The sequence below is a fragment of the Pseudomonas libanensis genome, from assembly GCF_001439685.1.
GTDB classification, from domain to species: Bacteria; Pseudomonadota; Gammaproteobacteria; order Pseudomonadales; family Pseudomonadaceae; genus Aquipseudomonas; species Aquipseudomonas libanensis.
Window position 1 is genome coordinate 31,271 of sequence record NZ_JYLH01000022.1, and the last position, 18,040, is coordinate 49,310.

Sequence of the window (18,040 nt, forward strand, 5' to 3'; positions counted from 1 at the left end):
CAGGAGATTGTAAAGAATGGCTCGTTACATTGGTCCAAAATGCAAACTCGCTCGTCGCGAGGGCACCGATCTCTTTCTGAAGAGCGGCGTGCGCGCGATCGAATCGAAGTGCAACATTGAAGCAGCACCTGGTATCCACGGCCAACGCCGCGGTCGCCAGTCCGATTACGGCACCCAACTGCGTGAAAAGCAGAAGGTCCGTCGTATCTACGGCGTTCTCGAGCGTCAGTTCAGCGGCTACTACAAAGAAGCTGCTGGCAAGAAAGGTGCAACCGGTGAAAACCTGCTGCAACTGCTCGAATGCCGTCTGGACAACGTTGTATACCGTATGGGCTTTGGTTCGACTCGTGCCGAATCCCGTCAGCTGGTATCGCACAAGTCGATCAGCGTTAACGGTCAGACCGTAAACGTTCCGTCCTACCAGGTTCGTGCTGGTGACGTGGTCGCAGTTCGCGAGAAAGCAAAAAACCAACTTCGCATTGTCCAAGCTCTCGATCTGTGTGCCCAACGTGGCCGCGTAGAATGGGTAGAAGTAGACACTGAGAAGAAGTCGGGCGTTTTCAAGAACGTTCCTGCTCGCAGTGATCTGTCCGCCGACATCAACGAAAGCCTGATTGTCGAGCTCTACTCCAAGTAAGGGCTAGAAAATAGGTGCATCCATGCAGATTTCGGTAAATGAGTTCCTGACACCCCGCCACATTGATGTGCAGGTTGTCAGTCCAACCCGCGCCAAGATCACTCTCGAGCCTCTCGAGCGTGGTTTTGGCCACACCCTGGGCAACGCGCTGCGCCGCATCCTGTTGTCCTCAATGCCCGGCTGTGCAGTAGTCGAGGCCGAGATTGACGGTGTGCTCCACGAGTACAGCGCCATCGAAGGTGTACAGGAAGACGTAATTGAAATCCTGTTGAACCTTAAAGGTCTGGCTATCAAGCTGCACGGCCGTGACGAAGTTACGCTGACCTTGTCGAAGAAGGGTTCGGGGGTGGTTACCGCTGCCGATATTCAGCTGGATCATGATGTCGAGATCGTTAACCCCGATCACGTAATCGCTAACCTGGCGTCTAACGGCGCCCTGAACATGAAGCTCACTGTAGCTCGTGGTCGTGGTTATGAACCGGCCGACTCGCGTCAGAGCGATGAAGACGAAAGCCGCAGCATTGGTCGCTTGCAGCTTGACTCTTCGTTCAGCCCGGTTCGCCGTATCGCATACGTGGTGGAAAACGCCCGTGTCGAGCAGCGTACTAACCTGGACAAGCTGGTTATTGATCTGGAAACCAACGGTACCCTGGATCCTGAAGAGGCTATTCGCCGCGCTGCAACCATTCTGCAACAGCAGTTGGCTGCGTTCGTCGACCTCAAGGGTGACAGCGAACCAGTGGTAATCGAGCAAGAAGACGAGATCGATCCGATCCTGCTTCGCCCGGTTGACGATCTGGAACTGACTGTACGTTCGGCTAACTGCCTTAAGGCGGAAAACATTTACTACATCGGCGACCTGATTCAGCGTACCGAAGTAGAACTGTTGAAGACTCCGAACCTGGGCAAGAAATCCTTGACTGAAATCAAGGACGTTCTGGCCTCCCGCGGTCTGTCCCTCGGCATGCGCCTCGACAACTGGCCGCCTGCAAGTCTTAAGAAGGACGACAAGGCGACTGCCTGATCGTCGTAATCACCGAACGTGAGTTTGGTAAGGAATGAACCATGCGTCATCGTAAAAGTGGTCGTCACCTGAGCCGTACCAGCTCGCACCGCAAGGCCATGTTCCAAAACATGGCGGTGTCGCTGTTCGAGCACGAGCTGATCAAAACTACACTGCCGAAAGCTAAAGAACTGCGTCGCGTTGCTGAGCCGCTGATCACCTTGGCCAAGACAGACAGCCTGGCTAACCGCCGTCTGGCTTTCGACCGTACTCGTTCGAAAGCTATCGTTGGTAAGCTCTTCAACGACCTGGGCAAGCGTTACGCTACCCGTGAGGGTGGCTACCTGCGCATCCTCAAGTGCGGCTTCCGCACTGGCGACAACGCGCCTATGGCGTATGTCGAGTTGGTTGATCGTGCTACTGCCGGCGAAGCTGTATCCGCCGAGTAAGACGACAAGCTGTAACGAAGAACCGGGCCTAGTGCCCGGTTTTTTGTGCGCGTAAGAAAAGCTCAGTAGATACAAGCTTTCACTCATCGGCGCTGGGTACTATGACTATTGGAGAGTTATTAGTTATTTTCTATTGATGCTTACGATTTAATGAATTTGTACACGTCATGTTGATGATCAATACTCCCTCCAAGCCGATTAGCCGGCAGTTCCAAGCCCGACCTGAGGAAGATTGCGCATGAGCCAGAATAACGTCCTTACCACCGCCAGCGGCGCCCCCGTCGCAGACAACCAGAACTCGCGTTCCGCCGGCCCCCGCGGCCCGTTGCTGCTCGACGATTTTCACCTGATCGAGAAGCTCGCTCACTTCAACCGTGAAAACATCCCTGAGCGTCGTGTGCACGCCAAAGGTTCGGGTGCCTACGGTACGTTCACTGTGACAAAAGACATCACCCAGTACACCAGCGCCAAGCTGTTCGAATCGGTTGGTAAGCAAACGCCGACGTTCCTGCGGTTCTCCACTGTAGGTGGCGAGCGCGGTTCGGCTGACACCGAGCGCGATCCACGTGGCTTCGCCTTGAAGTTCTACACCGAAGAAGGCAACTGGGACATCGTAGGTAACAACACCCCGGTGTTCTTCATCCGCGACCCATTGAAATTCCCGGACTTTATCCACACCCAAAAACGCCTGCCGCAAAGCAACCTGAAAAGCGCGCAGATGATGTGGGACTTCTGGTCGCACTCTCCTGAGGCGCTGCACCAGGTCACCATCCTGTTTTCGGACCGCGGTATTCCAGACGGCTATCGTCACATGCATGGCTTCGGTAGCCACACTTACAGCCTTATCAATGCCAAGGGCGAACGTCATTGGGTGAAATGGCACTACAAGACCAAGCAAGGTATCAAGAACCTTGCGCCAGCCGAGGCCGCCCGACTTGCAGGGACTGATCCTGACTATGCCCAGCGTGATCTGTTTGGGGCAATTGAGCGCGGCGACTTCCCGAAATGGCGCGTCTGCATCCAGATCATGACTGAGGCCCAGGCGAATGCTCATTACGAGAATCCGTTTGACGTGACCAAGACCTGGTCGCAAAAAGAGTTCCCGCTGATTGAAGTGGGTGAGTTGGAACTCAACCGCAATCCGCAGAACTACTTCGCTGAAGTGGAACAGGCTGCATTCGGCCCAAGCAACATGGTTCCAGGGGTTGGCCTGTCGCCGGACCGCATGCTGCAAGGTCGGGTTTTCGCTTACGCAGATGCCCACCGCTACCGTGTCGGCACCAACCACCAGCAATTGCCGGTGAATGCGCCACGCAACCCGGTGAACAGCTACCAGCGTGACGGTTCGATGGCCTTCGGCAGTAACGGTGGTGCGGCTCCCAACTACGAGCCAAATAGCTACGCCGATGCGCCGAAACAAGCCCCGCAATATGCAGAGCCTGCATTGGCCCTGAGCGGCGCCGCGGATCGTTACGATCATCGTGAAGACACCGACTACTACAGTCATGCGGGCGCGTTGTTCCGCCTGATGAACGATGAGCAAAAAGCCTTGCTCACCAGCAACATTGCCGGTGCGATGGCTGGGGTTTCCAGCGATGTGGTCCAGCGTCAATTGCAGCATTTCTATAAGGCCGACCCGGCTTATGGAGAAGCAATCGCAAAGGCACTGGGTGTATCGCTTAACTGACTCTAAACGATAAGCAGAACCGCCCTCATTTGGGCGGTTTTTGCGTTATTTCAGCTACTTTTCTCCGGAAATCTTCACTTTTCTGCCGTTGATCCCGTGACCTTCAACTCAGCATGGTTCAAACTACAGCCTTTCAAGTAGGGAGATGTAGGGCGATGCAAGGTCACCCCGACGTAATCGATTACCTCAACACGTTGCTGACGGGCGAACTGGCAGCTCGTGACCAATATTTCATCCACTCGCGTATGTACGAAGACTGGGGCTTTACCGAGCTTTACGAGCGTATCAACCATGAAATGGAAGAAGAGGCACAGCATGCTGACGCGCTGATGCGCCGTATCCTGATGCTCGAAGGTACGCCACGCATGCGTCCCGATGACCTGGATGTGGGCACAACGGTACCTGACATGCTCGCTGCCGACCTGCGTCTCGAATATAAGGTCCGTGCGGCCCTGTGCAAGGGCATCGAGCTGTGTGAGCAGCACAACGACTATGTCACCCGGGAAATACTGCGGGTCCAGTTGAACGACACCGAAGAAGATCACACCTATTGGCTGGAAAAGCAGTTGGGCCTGATCAAGCTGATTGGCCTGGAAAATTACCTGCAGTCGCAGTTCTAACTTCCGGCTACAAAAAAGCCCCTGTCACCGCAACGTGACAGGGGCTTTTTATTGGGGCCTGAAAATCAGGCCCGGTCGCGCGCCAACAACGGCTTCAAGTAATAACCCGTGTGTGACTGCGACATCTCGCAGACTTGCTCCGGCGTGCCCACTGCGATGATCTGACCACCCTTGGAACCACCTTCCGGCCCCAAGTCAACCAGCCAGTCGGCGGTCTTGATCACATCCAGGTTGTGCTCGATCACCACCACGGTGTTGCCGTGGTCACGCAAGCGGTGCAGCACGTCCAACAGCTGCTGGATATCCGCGAAGTGCAGGCCGGTGGTCGGCTCATCGAGAATGTACAGGGTCTTGCCGGTATCTCGCTTGGACAGCTCGCGAGACAACTTGACCCGCTGCGCCTCGCCCCCCGATAAGGTGGTCGCCGATTGCCCCAGCTTGATATACGACAGGCCCACGTCCATCAACGTCTGCAGCTTACGCGCCAGTGCCGGTACCGCGTCGAAGAACACCCGGGCTTCCTCGATGGTCATCTCGAGGGTTTCGTGGATGCTCTTGCCCTTGTACTTGATCTCCAGGGTCTCGCGGTTGTAGCGCTTGCTCTTGCATACGTCGCACGGTACGTAGATGTCAGGCAGGAAGTGCATCTCTACCTTGATCAGGCCGTCGCCCTGGCATGCTTCACAGCGCCCGCCCTTGACGTTGAACGAGAACCGGCCAGGCCCATACCCCCGCGAACGGGATTCTGGAACGCCAGCAAACAGCTCGCGAATTGGCGTAAACAACCCGGTGTAGGTCGCCGGGTTGGAACGCGGTGTGCGGCCGATCGGGCTCTGGTCAATATCGACCACCTTGTCCAGGTGTTCCAGGCCCTTGATGCTGTCATGGGCAGCCGCTTCCAGGGTAGTCGCGCCGTTCAGGGCGGTGGCACTCAATGGGAACAGCGTGTTGTTGATCAGCGTCGACTTGCCCGAACCGGAAACGCCGGTCACACAGGTCAGCAGGCCCAGCGGAATCTCCAGGTCGACATTGCGCAGGTTGTTCCCGCGCGCGCCTTTGAGATGCAGCGCCATTTTCTTGTTACGCGGAGTACGCTTGGCAGGTACTTCGATCTTCACCCGGCCAGACAAATACTTGCCGGTCAACGAATCAGGATGGGCCATTACTTCGGCAGGCGTGCCCTCGGCAACGATATGTCCACCATGCACGCCAGCACCCGGGCCGATATCGACCACATAGTCTGCCAGGCGGATAGCGTCTTCATCGTGCTCCACCACAATCACGGTGTTGCCGATATCCCGCAGGTGTTTCAACGTACCCAGCAGGCGATCGTTATCCCGTTGGTGCAACCCAATCGACGGCTCATCGAGGATATACAGCACGCCCACAAGGCCCGCACCAATCTGGCTGGCCAAGCGGATCCGCTGTGCTTCACCACCCGACAAGGTATCGGCGCTGCGATCCAGCGACAGGTAGTCCAGGCCGACGTTGACCAGGAACTGCAGGCGCTCGCGAATTTCCTTGAGGATCTTGTCGGCAATCTCTCCGCGACGCCCGGTCAGCTTGAGCACGCCAAAATATTCGCACGCATCGCCAATCGGCAGGTTGGTCACCGCCGGCAGGGTTTTCTCGCCTACCCACACATGTCGTGCTTCACGGCGCAGGCGCGTGCCACGGCAATCGGGGCAAGGCTGGGTGCTGAGGAATTTAGCCAGTTCTTCACGCACGCTCGCCGATTCGGTTTCGCGGTAGCGGCGCTCCAGGTTCGGCACGATGCCTTCGAACGGGTGCGAGCGCTTGACGATATCGCCGCGGTCGTTCAGGTACTTGAAGTCGACGTTCTGCGAGCCGCTGCCGTGGAGAATGACCTTCTGCTGGTCGGCCGGCAGTTGGTTGAAGGGCACTTCCAGGCTGAACTTGTAATGGGACGCCAACGACCCCAGCATCTGGAAGTAGTAGACGTTACGCCTGTCCCAGCCCCGTATCGCCCCCTCGGCCAGGGTCAGGTCGCCATTGACCAGGCGCTTGATATCGAAAAACTGCTTCACGCCCAGGCCATCGCACGTCGGGCAGGCGCCGGCCGGGTTGTTGAAGGAAAACAGCTTGGGTTCCAGCTCGCTGATGGCGTGGCCACAGATCGGGCAGGCGAAGCGCGCGGAGAAGATGATCTCTTCGCCCGGCTCGTCATCCATGGGTGCCACCAGGGCAATGCCATCGGCCAGCTTCAGCGCGGTCTCGAAAGATTCCGCCAAACGCTGCTGCAAGTCGGCGCGCACCTTGAAGCGGTCGACCACCACATCGATCGAATGCTTTTTCTGCTTGTCGAGCTTCGGCGCTTCGTCCAGCTCATAAAGCTTGCCATTGATGCGTGCGCGTACGAAGCCTTGGGCCCGCAGCTCTTCGAAGACCGAAAGGTGTTCACCCTTGCGCTCGCGAATGACCGGCGCCAGCAGCATCAGCTTGGCGCCTTCCGGCTGGGCCAGTACCAGGTCGACCATCTGGCTGACGGTCTGGGCTTCCAGAGGAATGTCGTGGTCCGGGCAACGCGGAATACCAACCCGCGCGTACAGCAGGCGCAGGTAGTCGTAGATCTCGGTAATGGTGCCTACGGTGGAACGCGGGTTGTGGGAGGTCGACTTCTGCTCGATGGAGATCGCCGGCGACAGGCCTTCGATGGTGTCGACGTCGGGCTTTTCCATCATCGACAGGAACTGCCGTGCATAGGCCGACAGCGATTCCACATAACGACGCTGACCTTCGGCATACAGCGTGTCGAACGCCAGGGACGACTTGCCGGAGCCGGACAAACCGGTGATGACGATCAGTTTATCCCGGGGCAGGGTCAGGTCGATGTTCTTCAGGTTGTGGGTTCTAGCCCCACGAATCAGGATCTTGTCCAAGATGGCCTCGCACGGCGGGCGTAAATAATGCCGGAGTATACGGCTAAAGACTGGATGAATATACACTGTCAAAAGGCCGCTTGCAGCCTTACATGAAAGCTGCGCGGCAAAGCGCCGCATATACCCTCTCAATCGATGGGACTGGTAGAATCGCCGCCGGTTCACACGAGGTTTTTCCATGCACGATCCCCACAGCGAACGCATGAGTAGCGGCGAGACCCGAGCGGCAAGCGGTCTGGCCCTGGTGTTCGCCTTCCGTATGCTGGGCATGTTTATGGTGTTGCCGGTGCTGGCGACCTATGGAATGGATCTCGCAGGCGCGACCCCCGCTTTGATCGGCCTGGCGATTGGCGCCTATGGCCTGACCCAGGCGATTTTCCAGATTCCGTTCGGGATCATTTCCGACCGCATTGGCCGTCGCCCGGTGATTTATCTCGGGCTGATCGTGTTCGCCTTGGGCAGCGTGCTCGCGGCCCAGTCCGATTCGATCTGGGGCGTGATCGCCGGGCGCATCCTGCAGGGTGCGGGCGCGATTTCCGCTGCGGTTATGGCCTTGCTGTCGGACCTGACCCGTGAACAGCACCGCACCAAGGCCATGGCCATGATCGGCATGACCATCGGCCTGTCGTTTGCCGTGGCGATGGTGGTCGGCCCTTTGCTGACCCGTGCGTTTGGCTTGCACGGGTTGTTCCTGGCCACCGGCGGCATGGCATTGTTCGGTATCGTGATAGTTGCCTTTATGGTGCCGCGCTCTACTGGCACGCTGGCCCATCGTGAATCCGGTGTCGCCCGCCAGGCGTTGCTGCCCACCCTCAAGCACCCAGACCTGCTGCGCCTGGATTTGGGTATCTTTGTGTTGCACGCCATGCTGATGTGCAGCTTCGTCGCCTTGCCCCTTGCCCTGGTGCAAAAAGCCGGCCTGCCCAAGGAGCAGCACTGGTGGGTGTACCTTACCGCGCTGCTGATTTCGTTCTTCGCCATGATCCCGTTCATCATCTATGGCGAGAAAAAACGCAAAATGAAACGAGTTCTGCTCGGCGCCGTCGCGACGTTGATGCTCACTGAGCTATTCTTCTGGCAGTTCGGCGATAGCCTGCGAGCACTGGTCATCGGTACGGTGGTGTTCTTCACCGCATTCAACCTGCTGGAGGCCTCGCTGCCATCGCTGATCAGTAAAGTTTCGCCGGCCGGTGGCAAGGGCACGGCCATGGGGGTGTATTCCACCAGCCAGTTCCTCGGCTCTGCGCTGGGCGGCATCATGGGGGGCTGGATGTTCCAGCATGGCGGTTTGTCGGTTGTGTTCCTCGGATGCGCCGGGCTGGCTGCACTTTGGCTGGTCTTTGCTGTTACCATGCGCGAACCTCCCTACGTCACAAGCCTGCGTTTGCCGCTATCGCCCGAGGCGATCCGCGAAGCCGGCCTGGTAGAGCGCCTGAAGGCCGTCGTAGGGGTAACGGATGCAGTCGTGGTCGCTGAAGAGGCGGCCATTTACATCAAATTGGACACCGAATTATTGGATCGCGCGACGCTCGAGCAACTGGTCAACCCAGTGCCGACAGCGCGCCCAGCCTAGGAGAACGTTATGGCCCGTGGGGTTAACAAAGTCATATTGGTCGGTACTTGCGGCCAGGATCCCGAAGTTCGCTACTTGCCTAACGGTAATGCCGTGACCAACCTGAGTCTGGCGACCAGCGAACAGTGGACCGACAAGCAGACCGGCCAGAAGGTCGAGAAAACCGAATGGCACCGCGTGTCGATGTTCGGCAAGGTCGCTGAGATCGCCGGTGAGTACCTGCGCAAAGGTTCTCAGGTCTACATCGAAGGCAAACTGCAAACCCGCGAGTGGGAAAAAGACGGTATCAAGCGCTACACCACCGAAATCGTGGTCGACATGCAAGGCACCATGCAGCTGCTGGGCGGCCGTCCACAGGGCGACCAACAAGGCCAGGGCGGCATGTCCAACTCGGCACCGCGTCCACAGCAGTCGCGTCCGCAGCCAGCCCAGCAGCCACAGCGTGAGTCGCGTCCAGCACCACAGCAGGCTGCACCGCAACCGGCCCAGGATTTCGACAGCTTTGATGACGATATCCCGTTCTGAGGGCGGTCCAAGGCTCCCGGAATAAACAAAACCCCCGATAGCGAAAGCTTCGGGGGTTTTTTATCGGCTATGCCCAGGCGTCGTCCACTGGATACATTTGTTCTCATGGGGCACTCGATTTAGGCTGTAGCCCGCCTCTAAAACAAGGAGAGACGTATGAGTTGGTCCGCCAAGCAATACACGCTGTTCGAACAGCAACGCACTCGTCCCGTCCGTGACCTGGTCGCGGCCATCCCCACTACTGACGTGCGCACAGCCGTTGACTTGGGGTGTGGGCCGGGCAACTCCACTGAAGTGCTGGCCGAACGCTTCCCCGAGGCGCAGGTGACCGGCATGGACAGCTCCGATGACATGTTGGCCGACGCCCGCAAGCGCCTGCCGGCGCTGAACTTTGAGCTGGCAGATATCGGTGCCTGGAGCCCGGCACAGAGTTTCGATGTGATCCTGGCCAATGCCTCGCTGCAATGGCTGCCCGACCACGCCATGCTCTACCCGCACTTGATCAACCAACTGAACCCAGGCGGCACGCTGGCGGTGCAAACACCAGACAACCTTGACGAGCCAGCCCACCGGCTGGCCCGCGAAGTCGCGGCCGACGGCCCATGGTCGGTGAAGATCGGTGCGGTCAAACACAACGAGCGGCACACCGCCAGCTACTACTACGAACTGCTGAGCAAGCATTGCGGTGCCGTAGATGTATGGCGCACCACTTATCAGCACCCGCTGGCGGATCACGCGGCGGTAGTGGAGTGGTTCAAGGCGTCGGCATTGCGGCCCTTTCTCGCGCCGTTGAGCAGTGATGAAAAAACCGCTTTTCTGCAGGCGTACCAGGTGCGAATCACCCAGGCCTACCCGGCCCTGGCCGATGGCACTGTATTGCTGCCATTCCCACGGCTGTTCATCATTGCTACACGCTGAAGCCATCGACCCGGGTGGCGGTCACACGGCCGCCGCTTGCGCCGTCAAGAATTCATCCGCCGACACCACGCCCGCATAGCCGAAGGCCAGGGCTGCCATGTATGCCCCTTGTACCTGAGCCGCCGGGATGACCTGCCCGTTGAATTCCTGATCGCGAGTGGCACACGCGTCATGGATCACCGTGACTTTGTAGCCCAGGTCCGCCGCCGCCCGCGCCACGGCATCCACGCACATATGGCTCATGCTGCCGACTACCACCACATCGGTGATGCTGCGTTGTTCCAGCAAAGTGCGCAGGTTGGTTTGGCGAAACGCATTCACAAAGTGCTTGAGCACGACCGGTTCATCGCCCTCGTTCAACACCTTGGCATGCAAGTGCGCGCCTACGGAGCCCGGCGCAAAGAACGGTGCGTCGTCGCCTTCGAATTCATGCCGCACATGAATCACTGCATCGCCGGCCTGGCGAAACGCCTGTAGCACTTGCGCCGCCTTGTCCGCCGCGGCTTCCACGCCGTCGAGGGGCCACTTGCCTTGTGGGAAGTAGTCGTTCTGGATATCGATTAGGATGAGCGCCTGCTTGGCCATGTGTATCGCCTCGTGATGGGTTGATGGGCCTAGTATCTTAGCTGGCGATCAGGCCGAGGATTGGCTGCACCGACAATAACAGGGGGAAAACTGACAATGACCGTGGAACGCGAGACCGTCGAGCTGGGGGTGTTGGTCTACCAGGGCGCGCAACTGGCGGCGGTGCATGGCCTGACCGACCTGTTCGGGGTGGCTAATCGCATCGCCGCCGAGCATCGAACCGGGCAACTGCCCCTGTTGCGGGTCAGCCACTGGCAGGTGGATGCCCACGGTACGCCTGCGCGCGGGTTTGACAGCCACCCAGGTCCGGGCCAATCGATGATGGCCGTGCTGGTGCCCCCGTCGATTGGTGAATTCACCGAAGATCAGGCGCCGCCCGCGCTGCTGGAGTGGATCCGCCAGCAGCATGCCGCCGGCACGGTGCTTGGCGGCGTGTGCATCGGCTCGATCATGCTGGCGCGCAGCGGCCTGTTGGACGGGCGCAGCGCCACCACCCACTGGTCATCCGCGAAAACCTTCGCGGCCCGTTACCCGGCGGTGCGCCTGGAGGCGGATAAACCCATTGTCGATGACGGCGACCTGATCACCACCGCTGGGCTGATGGCCTGGTCCGAGCTGGGCCTGCGCCTGGTCGACCGGCTGATGGGCCCAAGCATCGCGGCCGACACGGCGCGGTTTCTGGTGATCGAACACCGCGACAGCGCCAGCCAGTGCGGCAGCAACTTTGCGCCGATTCTCAGGCATGGCGACAGCGCAATCCTCAAGGTCCAGCATTGGCTGCAAGCCAGTGGCGCGGTGGATGTCGGCGTGGCGGCGATGGCACGGGAGGCGAACCTTGAAGAGCGCACGTTCCTGCGGCGTTTTCGCACTGCGACCGGGTTGAAGCCCACCGAGTACTGCCAGCACCTGCGGGTAGGCAAGGCGCGACAGATGCTGGAGTTCACCAACGGCACGATCGACCACATCGCCTGGACCGTGGGCTATCAGGATCCCAGCGCTTTTCGTGCAATCTTCAAGAAAATTACCGGCCTGGCCCCCAGCGACTACCGCAACCGGTTTGGTGTTTGAATCGTGCAGAACGCCGTGTGGTGTAACGCAGGTCGTGCAGAATAAAACAGGCTAACGGCCATCACTTTCCTTGCAACTGATTGATTTAAAGCCCATCCCTTCTACCTGTGCGTTGGCCTGATCCATGCAGCCTTTGTGATACACATAAGAGCGGGATAGCCAAGGGGAACGCATGACCCCATCGAATCGTAAAAAACTGGTGGTCGCACACTCCACGCGAGAGGGCGCGCCGCAGCAGGAAGTCGAAACCAACCGCGCCTTGGCTCGCTGGCTGGCGCAGATCCTCGGGCTCAAATTCGGTGGCAGTTACGACCCCGATTTGCACGCTGGGCGTGAACTGTATCTTTTGCCCACACAAACTCTGGTCGGGCCCGCCCAGGCGCGTGAACTCAATATCAAAGGGCCCGAAGATTTGTGGGGCGGTTATGTCGACCACGATTTCATCTGCACCAAAGCCATCAGCCATGGCCTGCTGGGCCCCGAGGCAAAGGCGCCTGAAGGCTGGTCGCCGCTCTTCTGCGAGCGCGTACGCGACGTCGTGTTGGATGGCTTGAGTGTGTTCAGCCTCGACGACGCCAGGCCCGCCGCCACTCGTCTGCTCTACAGCGGTCCGATTCGCCTCAAGCCCGTGCATGCCTGCGCAGGACGTGGCCAGGAAGTTATCCACAGCCTCGATGAATTCGACGCGGTCTTGGCACGTCCAGAAGCGAGCAAGATGTTCAGCGAGGGCGTGGTGCTGGAACAGGACCTGCACGACGTGGTCACCCACAGTGTGGGCCAGAGCTTTATCGGCGCTCACGTATTCAGCTACTGCGGCGAGCAGTACCTGACCCAGGACGGGCAGGGCGAAGAAGTTTACGGCGGCTCCAATCTCTTGGTCGTGCGCGGTTACTACGAAGACCTGCTCACCCTGGAATTGCCAGAGGATGTGCGTGAAGCCATCGAGCAGGCTCGGGTGTTCGACAACGCTGCCGACGAAGCCTACCCGGGCTTTTACGCCTCGCGGCGCAACTACGATATCGCCCAGGGTCTGGACAGCGACAATCAACGGCGCAGTGGTGTGCTCGAGCAATCCTGGCGCATGGGCGGCGCGAGCAGCGCGGAGGTCGCGGCGCTGCAGAGCTTTATCAACAACCCGGGCCTCAAGGCCATTCGTGTGTCCTCGGTGGAAACCTACGTGGAGCAAGCGCTGCCGGCGGATGCCATCGAGGTATATCGAGGTCCGGCCGAAAACAGCGAATTTCTTCTCAAATATGTGACGGTCAAACCTTATGACGGCTAGAAGCGAGAGCATCTCCATCGATATAGACCACGAACAGATGAGCGGGACATTCCTCAGCCCAAAATCCAAAGTGCCCGGCGTGTTGTTTGTGCACGGTTGGGGCGGCAGCCAGGAGCGCGACCTGGAGCGAGCCAAAGGCATTGCCGGCCTGGGCTGCGTATGCCTGACCTTCGACTTGCGCGGCCACGCCGGCACTGGCATTCCGTTATCCCGCGTTACCCGTGAAGACAACCTGCGCGACCTGCTGGCCGCCTACGACCGCCTGCTGTCTCACCCGGCTATCGACACCTCGGCGGTGGCGGTGGTTGGCACCAGCTATGGCGGCTACCTGGCGGCCATCCTCACCTCGTTACGCCCAGTGCGTTGGCTGGCGTTGCGAGTGCCCGCGCTGTACCGCGACCAGGAATGGCTCAAGCCCAAGCGCGACTTGGATAAAGCCGACTTGATGGATTACCGCGGCACCCTCGTGCATGCCGAGACCAACCGTGCCTTGCATGCCTGCGCACAATTTACTGGCGATGTGTTGATCGTCGAATCGGAAACCGACGATCATGTGCCCCACGCCACCATCATGAGCTATCGTGCGGCGTGCCAGCAGACCCACTCCCTGACCCACCGCATCATCGATGGTGCCGACCATTCCCTGAGTGACCCGGTGTCGCAACAGGCCTACACCTCGATCCTGGTGGACTGGATTACCGAGATGGTGGTGGGCGAGCGGTTAAGCATCATTCAATCCCGCTGACGCGCTAAGCGGGTGTCTTCTTTACCCGCAGGGCCTTGGCTTTCGCCTCCACGCCCAGGTACATCACCAAGGCAATCAACAGCGGGCAAATAAAATAAATCGCCCGATACGCGATCAAGCCCGCCAGCAAACTCCCCCGCGACGCCTCGTGTTGCAGCAGGGCGACAAATACCGCCTCCAACACCCCAAGCCCGGCAGGTATGTGGGTGACCACCCCAGCAATCGCACTGATCAGCAACACCCCCAACACCAGCGGGTAATCCAGCTTGGCCGGCAGCAAGGTAAAGATCACCGCTGCCATCAGCGACCAGTTCAAGGCGCCCAGGGCCAGTTGCAAACAGGCCATGCGCAGTGACGGAAGGTTGATCTCGATGCCACGGATCGACCATGCGCGTTTTTTCGAAAACCGGCATGCCGCCAGATACCCAAGGCTTGCGATTACCAACAACACGCCGACACCTTGCAAGGCGCCACTGCTGAGCTTCCAGCCGGGCGGCATGGTAACCAGCCCGCTGCTGAACACCACCCCGGCCAGAGCCATATAGCCAAACCAATTGGTGGCCAGGCTCAGGCCGAGGATCTTGGCGATATTGCTGGTGCTCACTCCCAGTCGGGAATACAGCCGATAGCGCATGGCGATGCCGCCTACCCAGGCGCTGAGGTTGAGGTTGAACGCGTAACTGATGATGCCCACCGGCAGGATTTGTTTCCAGCGCAGCGGCTGGCGAATGTAGGTGCGGCCGATCAGATCGAAACAGGCATAGACGATAAAACTGCACAAGGTCAGTGCGCCAGCGACGAGCAACGTGCGCAGCTTGAAGTCGCTCAGGGTCTGGAACACTTCGCTCCAGTCGATACGCCGGGCGAGCAAGGTGAACAGCACGATCAGCAGCAGGAAGAACGCAATCGTCAGCGGTTTTTTCCAGCGCTTGAACCGCGAACCGCTGGTTTCAGGCGTCATGGGGCCTACTCTCAAAAGGTTTCAAGCGCGGCTTGTGCGCTGGCAACCAGCCGGTCAGCGCAGGGAAGTGGCGCATCACATGGAACACCAGGAAACCCACGGTCAGGCGCCAAAGCCACAGTCGCGGCTTGCGCTTTGCGGGTATGGTCTGGCAATGATTCCTGGCAAGTGCTTCCAGGCGTTCGTATAACTGCTGATTGAATGCCCGGTCGCGAATCAGCACATTGGCTTCCAGGTTCAATGCCAGGCTCAGCGGGTCGAGGTTGCTGGAGCCCACGGTGCTCCATTCGTCATCCACCAGCGCAACCTTGCCGTGCAGCGGGCGTTGGCAATACTCGTGAATCGCCACACCATCCTTGAGCAGATAGTCGTAGAGCATGCGCGCCGCGAGCTTGGCCAGCAGCACATCGGGCTGGCCCTGCATGATCAATTGCACGTGCACGCCACGGCGCGCCGCGTTACGAATCTCGCGCAGCAGGCGATAGCCAGGGAAGAAGTAGGCGTTGGCGATCACCACCCGCCGGCGGGCTTGGCTCAAGGCATGGATATACGCCTCTTCGATGTCATCGCGATGCTGGACATTGTCGCGATAAATCAGGCGCACCAGGCCGTCACCTTGCTCGTTGGTCCAGGGCGAAGGCCGCTGCTGACGCCGTCGCCAGCCACGACGGCTGCGCACCTGGCGACCGCTTTGGGCCAGGGCGAAATGGTGCAGGTCAGCCACGGCCGGGCCGATCACCTGCACTGAATAATCCTGCTTGGCCTCGGGGCCGAAGTCCGCCAAGTGGTCGGCAGAAAAATTGATCCCGCCGATAAACGCCACGTTGGCGTCCACTACCACAATCTTGCGGTGCAGGCGGCGGAACCAGTTGGTGCGAATGCCCAAGGTCTTGGAGGCTGGGTCAAACATCTGCACCATCACTCCAGCCTCGGCCAATTCGCTGAGAAAGGCCGGGCTCAGTTCGCCACAACCAAATCCATCGAGGCTCACCACCACTTTCACCCCGCGCTGCGCCGCTTCGATAAGGATGCCTTGCAGCTCATGGCCGACCTTGTCCTCAAACAGGATGAAGGTTTCCAACAGGATTTCGCGCTGGGCGCCGCGCAAGGCGTCGAACACGGCGGGAAAGTACGCCTCGCCATTCTCCAGCAACTCAACACGGTTGCCGCTCTGCCAGCCGTAATCCAGGTCGCGGGCTTTGCTGTCGTCCGGCGGCTGGTCGGTGGCGATATGCTCTACCGCAACGTTCATAGCTCAATCTCCACCGACAGGGGCACATGATCCGACAGGTGAGACCAGGGCCGCGTGGTGAGCACGCGAGGATTATGGATCGTCAGGTTGCGCACATAGATGCGATCCAGTGGCAGCAACGGCAGGCGTGCCGGGAAGGTGCGTGCCGGCTTGCCATGGGCGTGGACAAACACCTCATGGAGGCCGCTTTGGCTCAGGTCGGCCTTTTGGCGCCAGTCGTTGAAATCGCCGGCGACCACCAACGGCGCATCGGCCGGGATCTCGCGGATGCGCTGTTCCAGCAAACGCAATTGCTGCTGGCGATGTACCTCGCGCAAGCCCAGGTGGATGCAGATTGCATGTATCTCGCGCTCGCCACCCGGCAAGCGCAGCACGCAATGCAGCAGGCCACGGTTTTCGTGGCCGCTTTGGGAAATATCGAGGTTGTCGTAGCGGATAATCTGGAATTTTGACAGCAGTGCATTGCCATGGTCGCCATGGGGGTAGACCGCATTGCGACCATAGGCAAACTGCGGCCAGATGCTGTCGGCGAGGAATTCATACTGCGGCATTTTCGGCCAGTCGCTATAGCGCTGGGGATGACGTTCGTGGGTGCCGTGGATTTCCTGCAGGAACACCATGTCAGCGCCCACACTGCGCACTGCCTCGCGCAGCTCGGGCAAGATGAAGCGCCGATTCAGGGCCGTGAAGCCCTTGTGGATATTGACCGTCAGCACGGTGAAACGGGTGATGGCGGTGGTCGGTGTGATCGGGATCAATTCGGGCTGGGTCATGGCAATACTCCGGGTTCCGGCAACTTGCCGGGCTCGGTGGCCAGGTGCTTGTCCAGTTCGAAACGCTGCAGCAATTGCCGTGCATCGAAGGGCGCGCGAACTTTGATGTCGTTGTCGAAAAAACAGAACACATCGCGCTGTTTACGGGCGCGAGGCTTATGCTGCGGGGCGACGAGGTGCGCGTCCGCAGGTTGCTTGCCATGGGCCCAGCGCTCGATGCGATCGCCCCAGCGCTTGAGCGCTTCGGCGCTATAGCCACTGGCATACAATTGCTTGTCGCCGTGCAAGCGCAAGTACATGAAATTGGCAGTGACGTCTTCGATATACGGCCACTTGCCGGCGGTGTCCGCCACCACCAGGGCGACGCCGTGCTTGTCCAGCATCTGCACAAATTCCGGCACGGCAAAACTCTTGTGGCGAATCTCCACCGCATGGCGCAACGGCTTCTTGGCATAGGCTTTCATGCTGGCCTTGCCGTTCAGGCGCGACTCGTGTTGGCGGGCGAGGGCGGCGGCCTGATAAGTGTCGGTGGGCAGTTCGGCAAGGAAGGTCTCAAACAGCACTGCGTCGAACTTGAAGCTGGGCGGGAACTGCCAAAGGATGGGGCCAAGTTTTTCCTTCAACTCCAATACCCCGGAGGCGAAGAAATTCGCCATCGGCTTGTGCACCTCCCGCAGGCGCAGGATATGGGTGATATAGCGCGGCGCCTTGACGCTGAACACGAAGCCCTCAGGCGTATCGGCATACCATTCGGCGTAGCGCTTGGGGGTTTGCAGGGCGTAGAACGAGCCGTTGATTTCGATGCTGTTGACGGCACGTGACGCAAACTGCAGCTCGCGTTTCTGGGTCAGCCCCTCGGGGTAGAAGTCCCCGCGCCAGGGCGTGTACCGCCAGCCGGAAATGCCGATATGAATCGCCGCCATGCTTGCTCCCGTAAATGATGGGTGGGTTGACCTCCGTTATGGGATGACTGCGATATTTGCCTGAAAGTTTCCACATTCCTACAGACGGTACGGGGTACTAAATGTGGGAGGGGGCAAGTCCCTCCCACCGTTTTAAATC

Annotated in this window: 17 protein-coding genes; 11 read left to right on the top strand and 6 right to left on the bottom strand. The window is 59.4% G+C overall.

Annotation, left to right across the window (positions count from 1 at the left end; translation table 11 throughout):
• Nucleotides 1-16 precede the first annotated feature (16 nt).
• From rpsD to bfr, 5 genes are all read left to right on the top strand, one after another.
• Nucleotides 17-637, top strand: a complete 621-nt coding sequence (gene rpsD, locus TU73_RS25655) for a 30S ribosomal protein S4 (RefSeq protein WP_003176404.1) — start codon at nt 17-19, stop codon at nt 635-637.
• Nucleotides 638-659: 22 nt separating this feature from the next.
• A complete protein-coding gene (locus tag TU73_RS25660; protein ID WP_003176403.1) occupies nt 660-1,661 on the top strand; it encodes a DNA-directed RNA polymerase subunit alpha in 1,002 nt (333 codons plus the stop codon).
• 41 nt (nt 1,662-1,702) lie between these two features.
• On the top strand, nt 1,703-2,089 hold the full coding sequence (gene rplQ, locus TU73_RS25665) for a 50S ribosomal protein L17 (RefSeq protein WP_007918448.1): 387 nt from the start codon (nt 1,703-1,705) through the stop codon (nt 2,087-2,089).
• A gap of 238 nt (nt 2,090-2,327) precedes the next feature.
• Nucleotides 2,328-3,776, top strand: a complete 1,449-nt coding sequence (locus tag TU73_RS25670) for a catalase (RefSeq protein ID WP_057014519.1) — start codon at nt 2,328-2,330, stop codon at nt 3,774-3,776.
• Nucleotides 3,777-3,931: 155 nt separating this feature from the next.
• Nucleotides 3,932-4,396: a bacterioferritin gene (gene bfr, locus TU73_RS25675; protein ID WP_003176400.1), complete on the top strand. Its 465-nt coding sequence runs from the start codon at nt 3,932-3,934 to the stop codon at nt 4,394-4,396.
• A 65-nt stretch (nt 4,397-4,461) separates the two neighbouring features.
• On the opposite strand, the gene uvrA is transcribed toward bfr, so the two are convergent.
• Nucleotides 4,462-7,296 carry an excinuclease ABC subunit UvrA gene (uvrA, locus tag TU73_RS25680; protein WP_057014520.1) on the bottom strand — a complete coding sequence of 945 codons (2,835 nt, stop codon included), beginning with the start codon at nt 7,294-7,296 and terminating at the stop codon, nt 4,462-4,464.
• A 178-nt stretch (nt 7,297-7,474) separates the two neighbouring features.
• Here uvrA and TU73_RS25685 point away from each other — a divergent pair, with 178 nt between their 5' ends.
• The 3 genes from TU73_RS25685 (at nt 7,475) to tam (ending at nt 10,312) form a co-directional block, all read left to right on the top strand.
• Entirely contained in the window at nt 7,475-8,869 is a 1,395-nt protein-coding gene (locus tag TU73_RS25685; RefSeq protein ID WP_057014521.1) for an MFS transporter, read from the top strand.
• A gap of 9 nt (nt 8,870-8,878) precedes the next feature.
• The gene (locus tag TU73_RS25690; RefSeq protein WP_043050064.1) at nt 8,879-9,394 is read left to right on the top strand and encodes a single-stranded DNA-binding protein; all 516 of its coding nucleotides are present in this window, start codon (nt 8,879-8,881) and stop codon (nt 9,392-9,394) included.
• Between the two features lie 156 nt (nt 9,395-9,550).
• Nucleotides 9,551-10,312 carry a trans-aconitate 2-methyltransferase gene (gene tam / locus TU73_RS25695; RefSeq protein WP_057014522.1) on the top strand — a complete coding sequence of 254 codons (762 nt, stop codon included), beginning with the start codon at nt 9,551-9,553 and terminating at the stop codon, nt 10,310-10,312.
• 21 nt (nt 10,313-10,333) lie between these two features.
• Here the strand turns inward: tam and TU73_RS25700 are convergent, their stop codons facing one another.
• On the bottom strand, nt 10,334-10,897 hold the full coding sequence (locus TU73_RS25700) for a cysteine hydrolase family protein (protein ID WP_057014523.1): 564 nt from the start codon (nt 10,895-10,897) through the stop codon (nt 10,334-10,336).
• 96 nt (nt 10,898-10,993) lie between these two features.
• Here TU73_RS25700 and TU73_RS25705 point away from each other — a divergent pair, with 96 nt between their 5' ends.
• From TU73_RS25705 to TU73_RS25715, 3 genes are all read left to right on the top strand, one after another.
• Nucleotides 10,994-11,965, top strand: a complete 972-nt coding sequence (locus tag TU73_RS25705) for a GlxA family transcriptional regulator (protein ID WP_057014524.1) — start codon at nt 10,994-10,996, stop codon at nt 11,963-11,965.
• Between the two features lie 172 nt (nt 11,966-12,137).
• On the top strand, nt 12,138-13,247 hold the full coding sequence (locus tag TU73_RS25710; protein WP_057014525.1) for a DUF3182 family protein: 1,110 nt from the start codon (nt 12,138-12,140) through the stop codon (nt 13,245-13,247).
• Nucleotides 13,237-13,992 (top strand): alpha/beta hydrolase family protein, encoded by a 756-nt coding sequence (locus TU73_RS25715; protein WP_057014526.1) that lies wholly within the window; start codon nt 13,237-13,239, stop codon nt 13,990-13,992. The genes TU73_RS25710 and TU73_RS25715 overlap by 11 nt, the downstream gene beginning before the upstream one ends.
• 4 nt (nt 13,993-13,996) lie before the next feature.
• Here the strand turns inward: TU73_RS25715 and TU73_RS25720 are convergent, their stop codons facing one another.
• Genes TU73_RS25720 through TU73_RS25735 form a run of 4 tightly spaced genes read right to left on the bottom strand, consistent with a single transcriptional unit; the run spans nt 13,997 to nt 17,901 of the window.
• A complete protein-coding gene (locus TU73_RS25720) occupies nt 13,997-14,953 on the bottom strand; it encodes a lysylphosphatidylglycerol synthase domain-containing protein (protein ID WP_057014527.1) in 957 nt (318 codons plus the stop codon).
• Entirely contained in the window at nt 14,943-16,205 is a 1,263-nt protein-coding gene (gene clsB / locus TU73_RS25725) for a cardiolipin synthase ClsB (protein ID WP_057014528.1), read from the bottom strand. Before clsB ends, TU73_RS25720 begins: the two co-directional genes overlap by 11 nt.
• Nucleotides 16,202-16,978 carry an endonuclease/exonuclease/phosphatase family protein gene (locus tag TU73_RS25730; protein WP_057014529.1) on the bottom strand — a complete coding sequence of 259 codons (777 nt, stop codon included), beginning with the start codon at nt 16,976-16,978 and terminating at the stop codon, nt 16,202-16,204. Before TU73_RS25730 ends, clsB begins: the two co-directional genes overlap by 4 nt.
• On the bottom strand, nt 16,975-17,901 hold the full coding sequence (locus tag TU73_RS25735; RefSeq protein ID WP_057014530.1) for a DUF72 domain-containing protein: 927 nt from the start codon (nt 17,899-17,901) through the stop codon (nt 16,975-16,977). The genes TU73_RS25730 and TU73_RS25735 overlap by 4 nt, the downstream gene beginning before the upstream one ends.
• Between the last annotated feature and the right edge of the window lie 139 nt (nt 17,902-18,040).

What these genes read in the sequence shown, in the direction of transcription:
- rpsD (WP_003176404.1), top strand. Translation starts at nt 17, where the DNA reads ATGGCTCGTTACATTGGTCCAAAATGCAAACTCGCTCGTCGCGAGGGC.
- TU73_RS25660 (WP_003176403.1), top strand. Translation starts at nt 660, where the DNA reads ATGCAGATTTCGGTAAATGAGTTCCTGACACCCCGCCACATTGATGTG.
- rplQ (WP_007918448.1), top strand. Translation starts at nt 1,703, where the DNA reads ATGCGTCATCGTAAAAGTGGTCGTCACCTGAGCCGTACCAGCTCGCAC.
- TU73_RS25670 (WP_057014519.1), top strand. Translation starts at nt 2,328, where the DNA reads ATGAGCCAGAATAACGTCCTTACCACCGCCAGCGGCGCCCCCGTCGCA.
- bfr (WP_003176400.1), top strand. Translation starts at nt 3,932, where the DNA reads ATGCAAGGTCACCCCGACGTAATCGATTACCTCAACACGTTGCTGACG.
- TU73_RS25685 (WP_057014521.1), top strand. Translation starts at nt 7,475, where the DNA reads ATGCACGATCCCCACAGCGAACGCATGAGTAGCGGCGAGACCCGAGCG.
- TU73_RS25690 (WP_043050064.1), top strand. Translation starts at nt 8,879, where the DNA reads ATGGCCCGTGGGGTTAACAAAGTCATATTGGTCGGTACTTGCGGCCAG.
- tam (WP_057014522.1), top strand. Translation starts at nt 9,551, where the DNA reads ATGAGTTGGTCCGCCAAGCAATACACGCTGTTCGAACAGCAACGCACT.
- TU73_RS25700 (WP_057014523.1), bottom strand. Translation starts at nt 10,897, where the DNA reads ATGGCCAAGCAGGCGCTCATCCTAATCGATATCCAGAACGACTACTTC.
- TU73_RS25705 (WP_057014524.1), top strand. Translation starts at nt 10,994, where the DNA reads ATGACCGTGGAACGCGAGACCGTCGAGCTGGGGGTGTTGGTCTACCAG.
- TU73_RS25710 (WP_057014525.1), top strand. Translation starts at nt 12,138, where the DNA reads ATGACCCCATCGAATCGTAAAAAACTGGTGGTCGCACACTCCACGCGA.
- TU73_RS25715 (WP_057014526.1), top strand. Translation starts at nt 13,237, where the DNA reads ATGACGGCTAGAAGCGAGAGCATCTCCATCGATATAGACCACGAACAG.
- TU73_RS25720 (WP_057014527.1), bottom strand. Translation starts at nt 14,953, where the DNA reads ATGACGCCTGAAACCAGCGGTTCGCGGTTCAAGCGCTGGAAAAAACCG.
- clsB (WP_057014528.1), bottom strand. Translation starts at nt 16,205, where the DNA reads ATGAACGTTGCGGTAGAGCATATCGCCACCGACCAGCCGCCGGACGAC.
- TU73_RS25730 (WP_057014529.1), bottom strand. Translation starts at nt 16,978, where the DNA reads ATGACCCAGCCCGAATTGATCCCGATCACACCGACCACCGCCATCACC.
- TU73_RS25735 (WP_057014530.1), bottom strand. Translation starts at nt 17,901, where the DNA reads ATGGCGGCGATTCATATCGGCATTTCCGGCTGGCGGTACACGCCCTGG.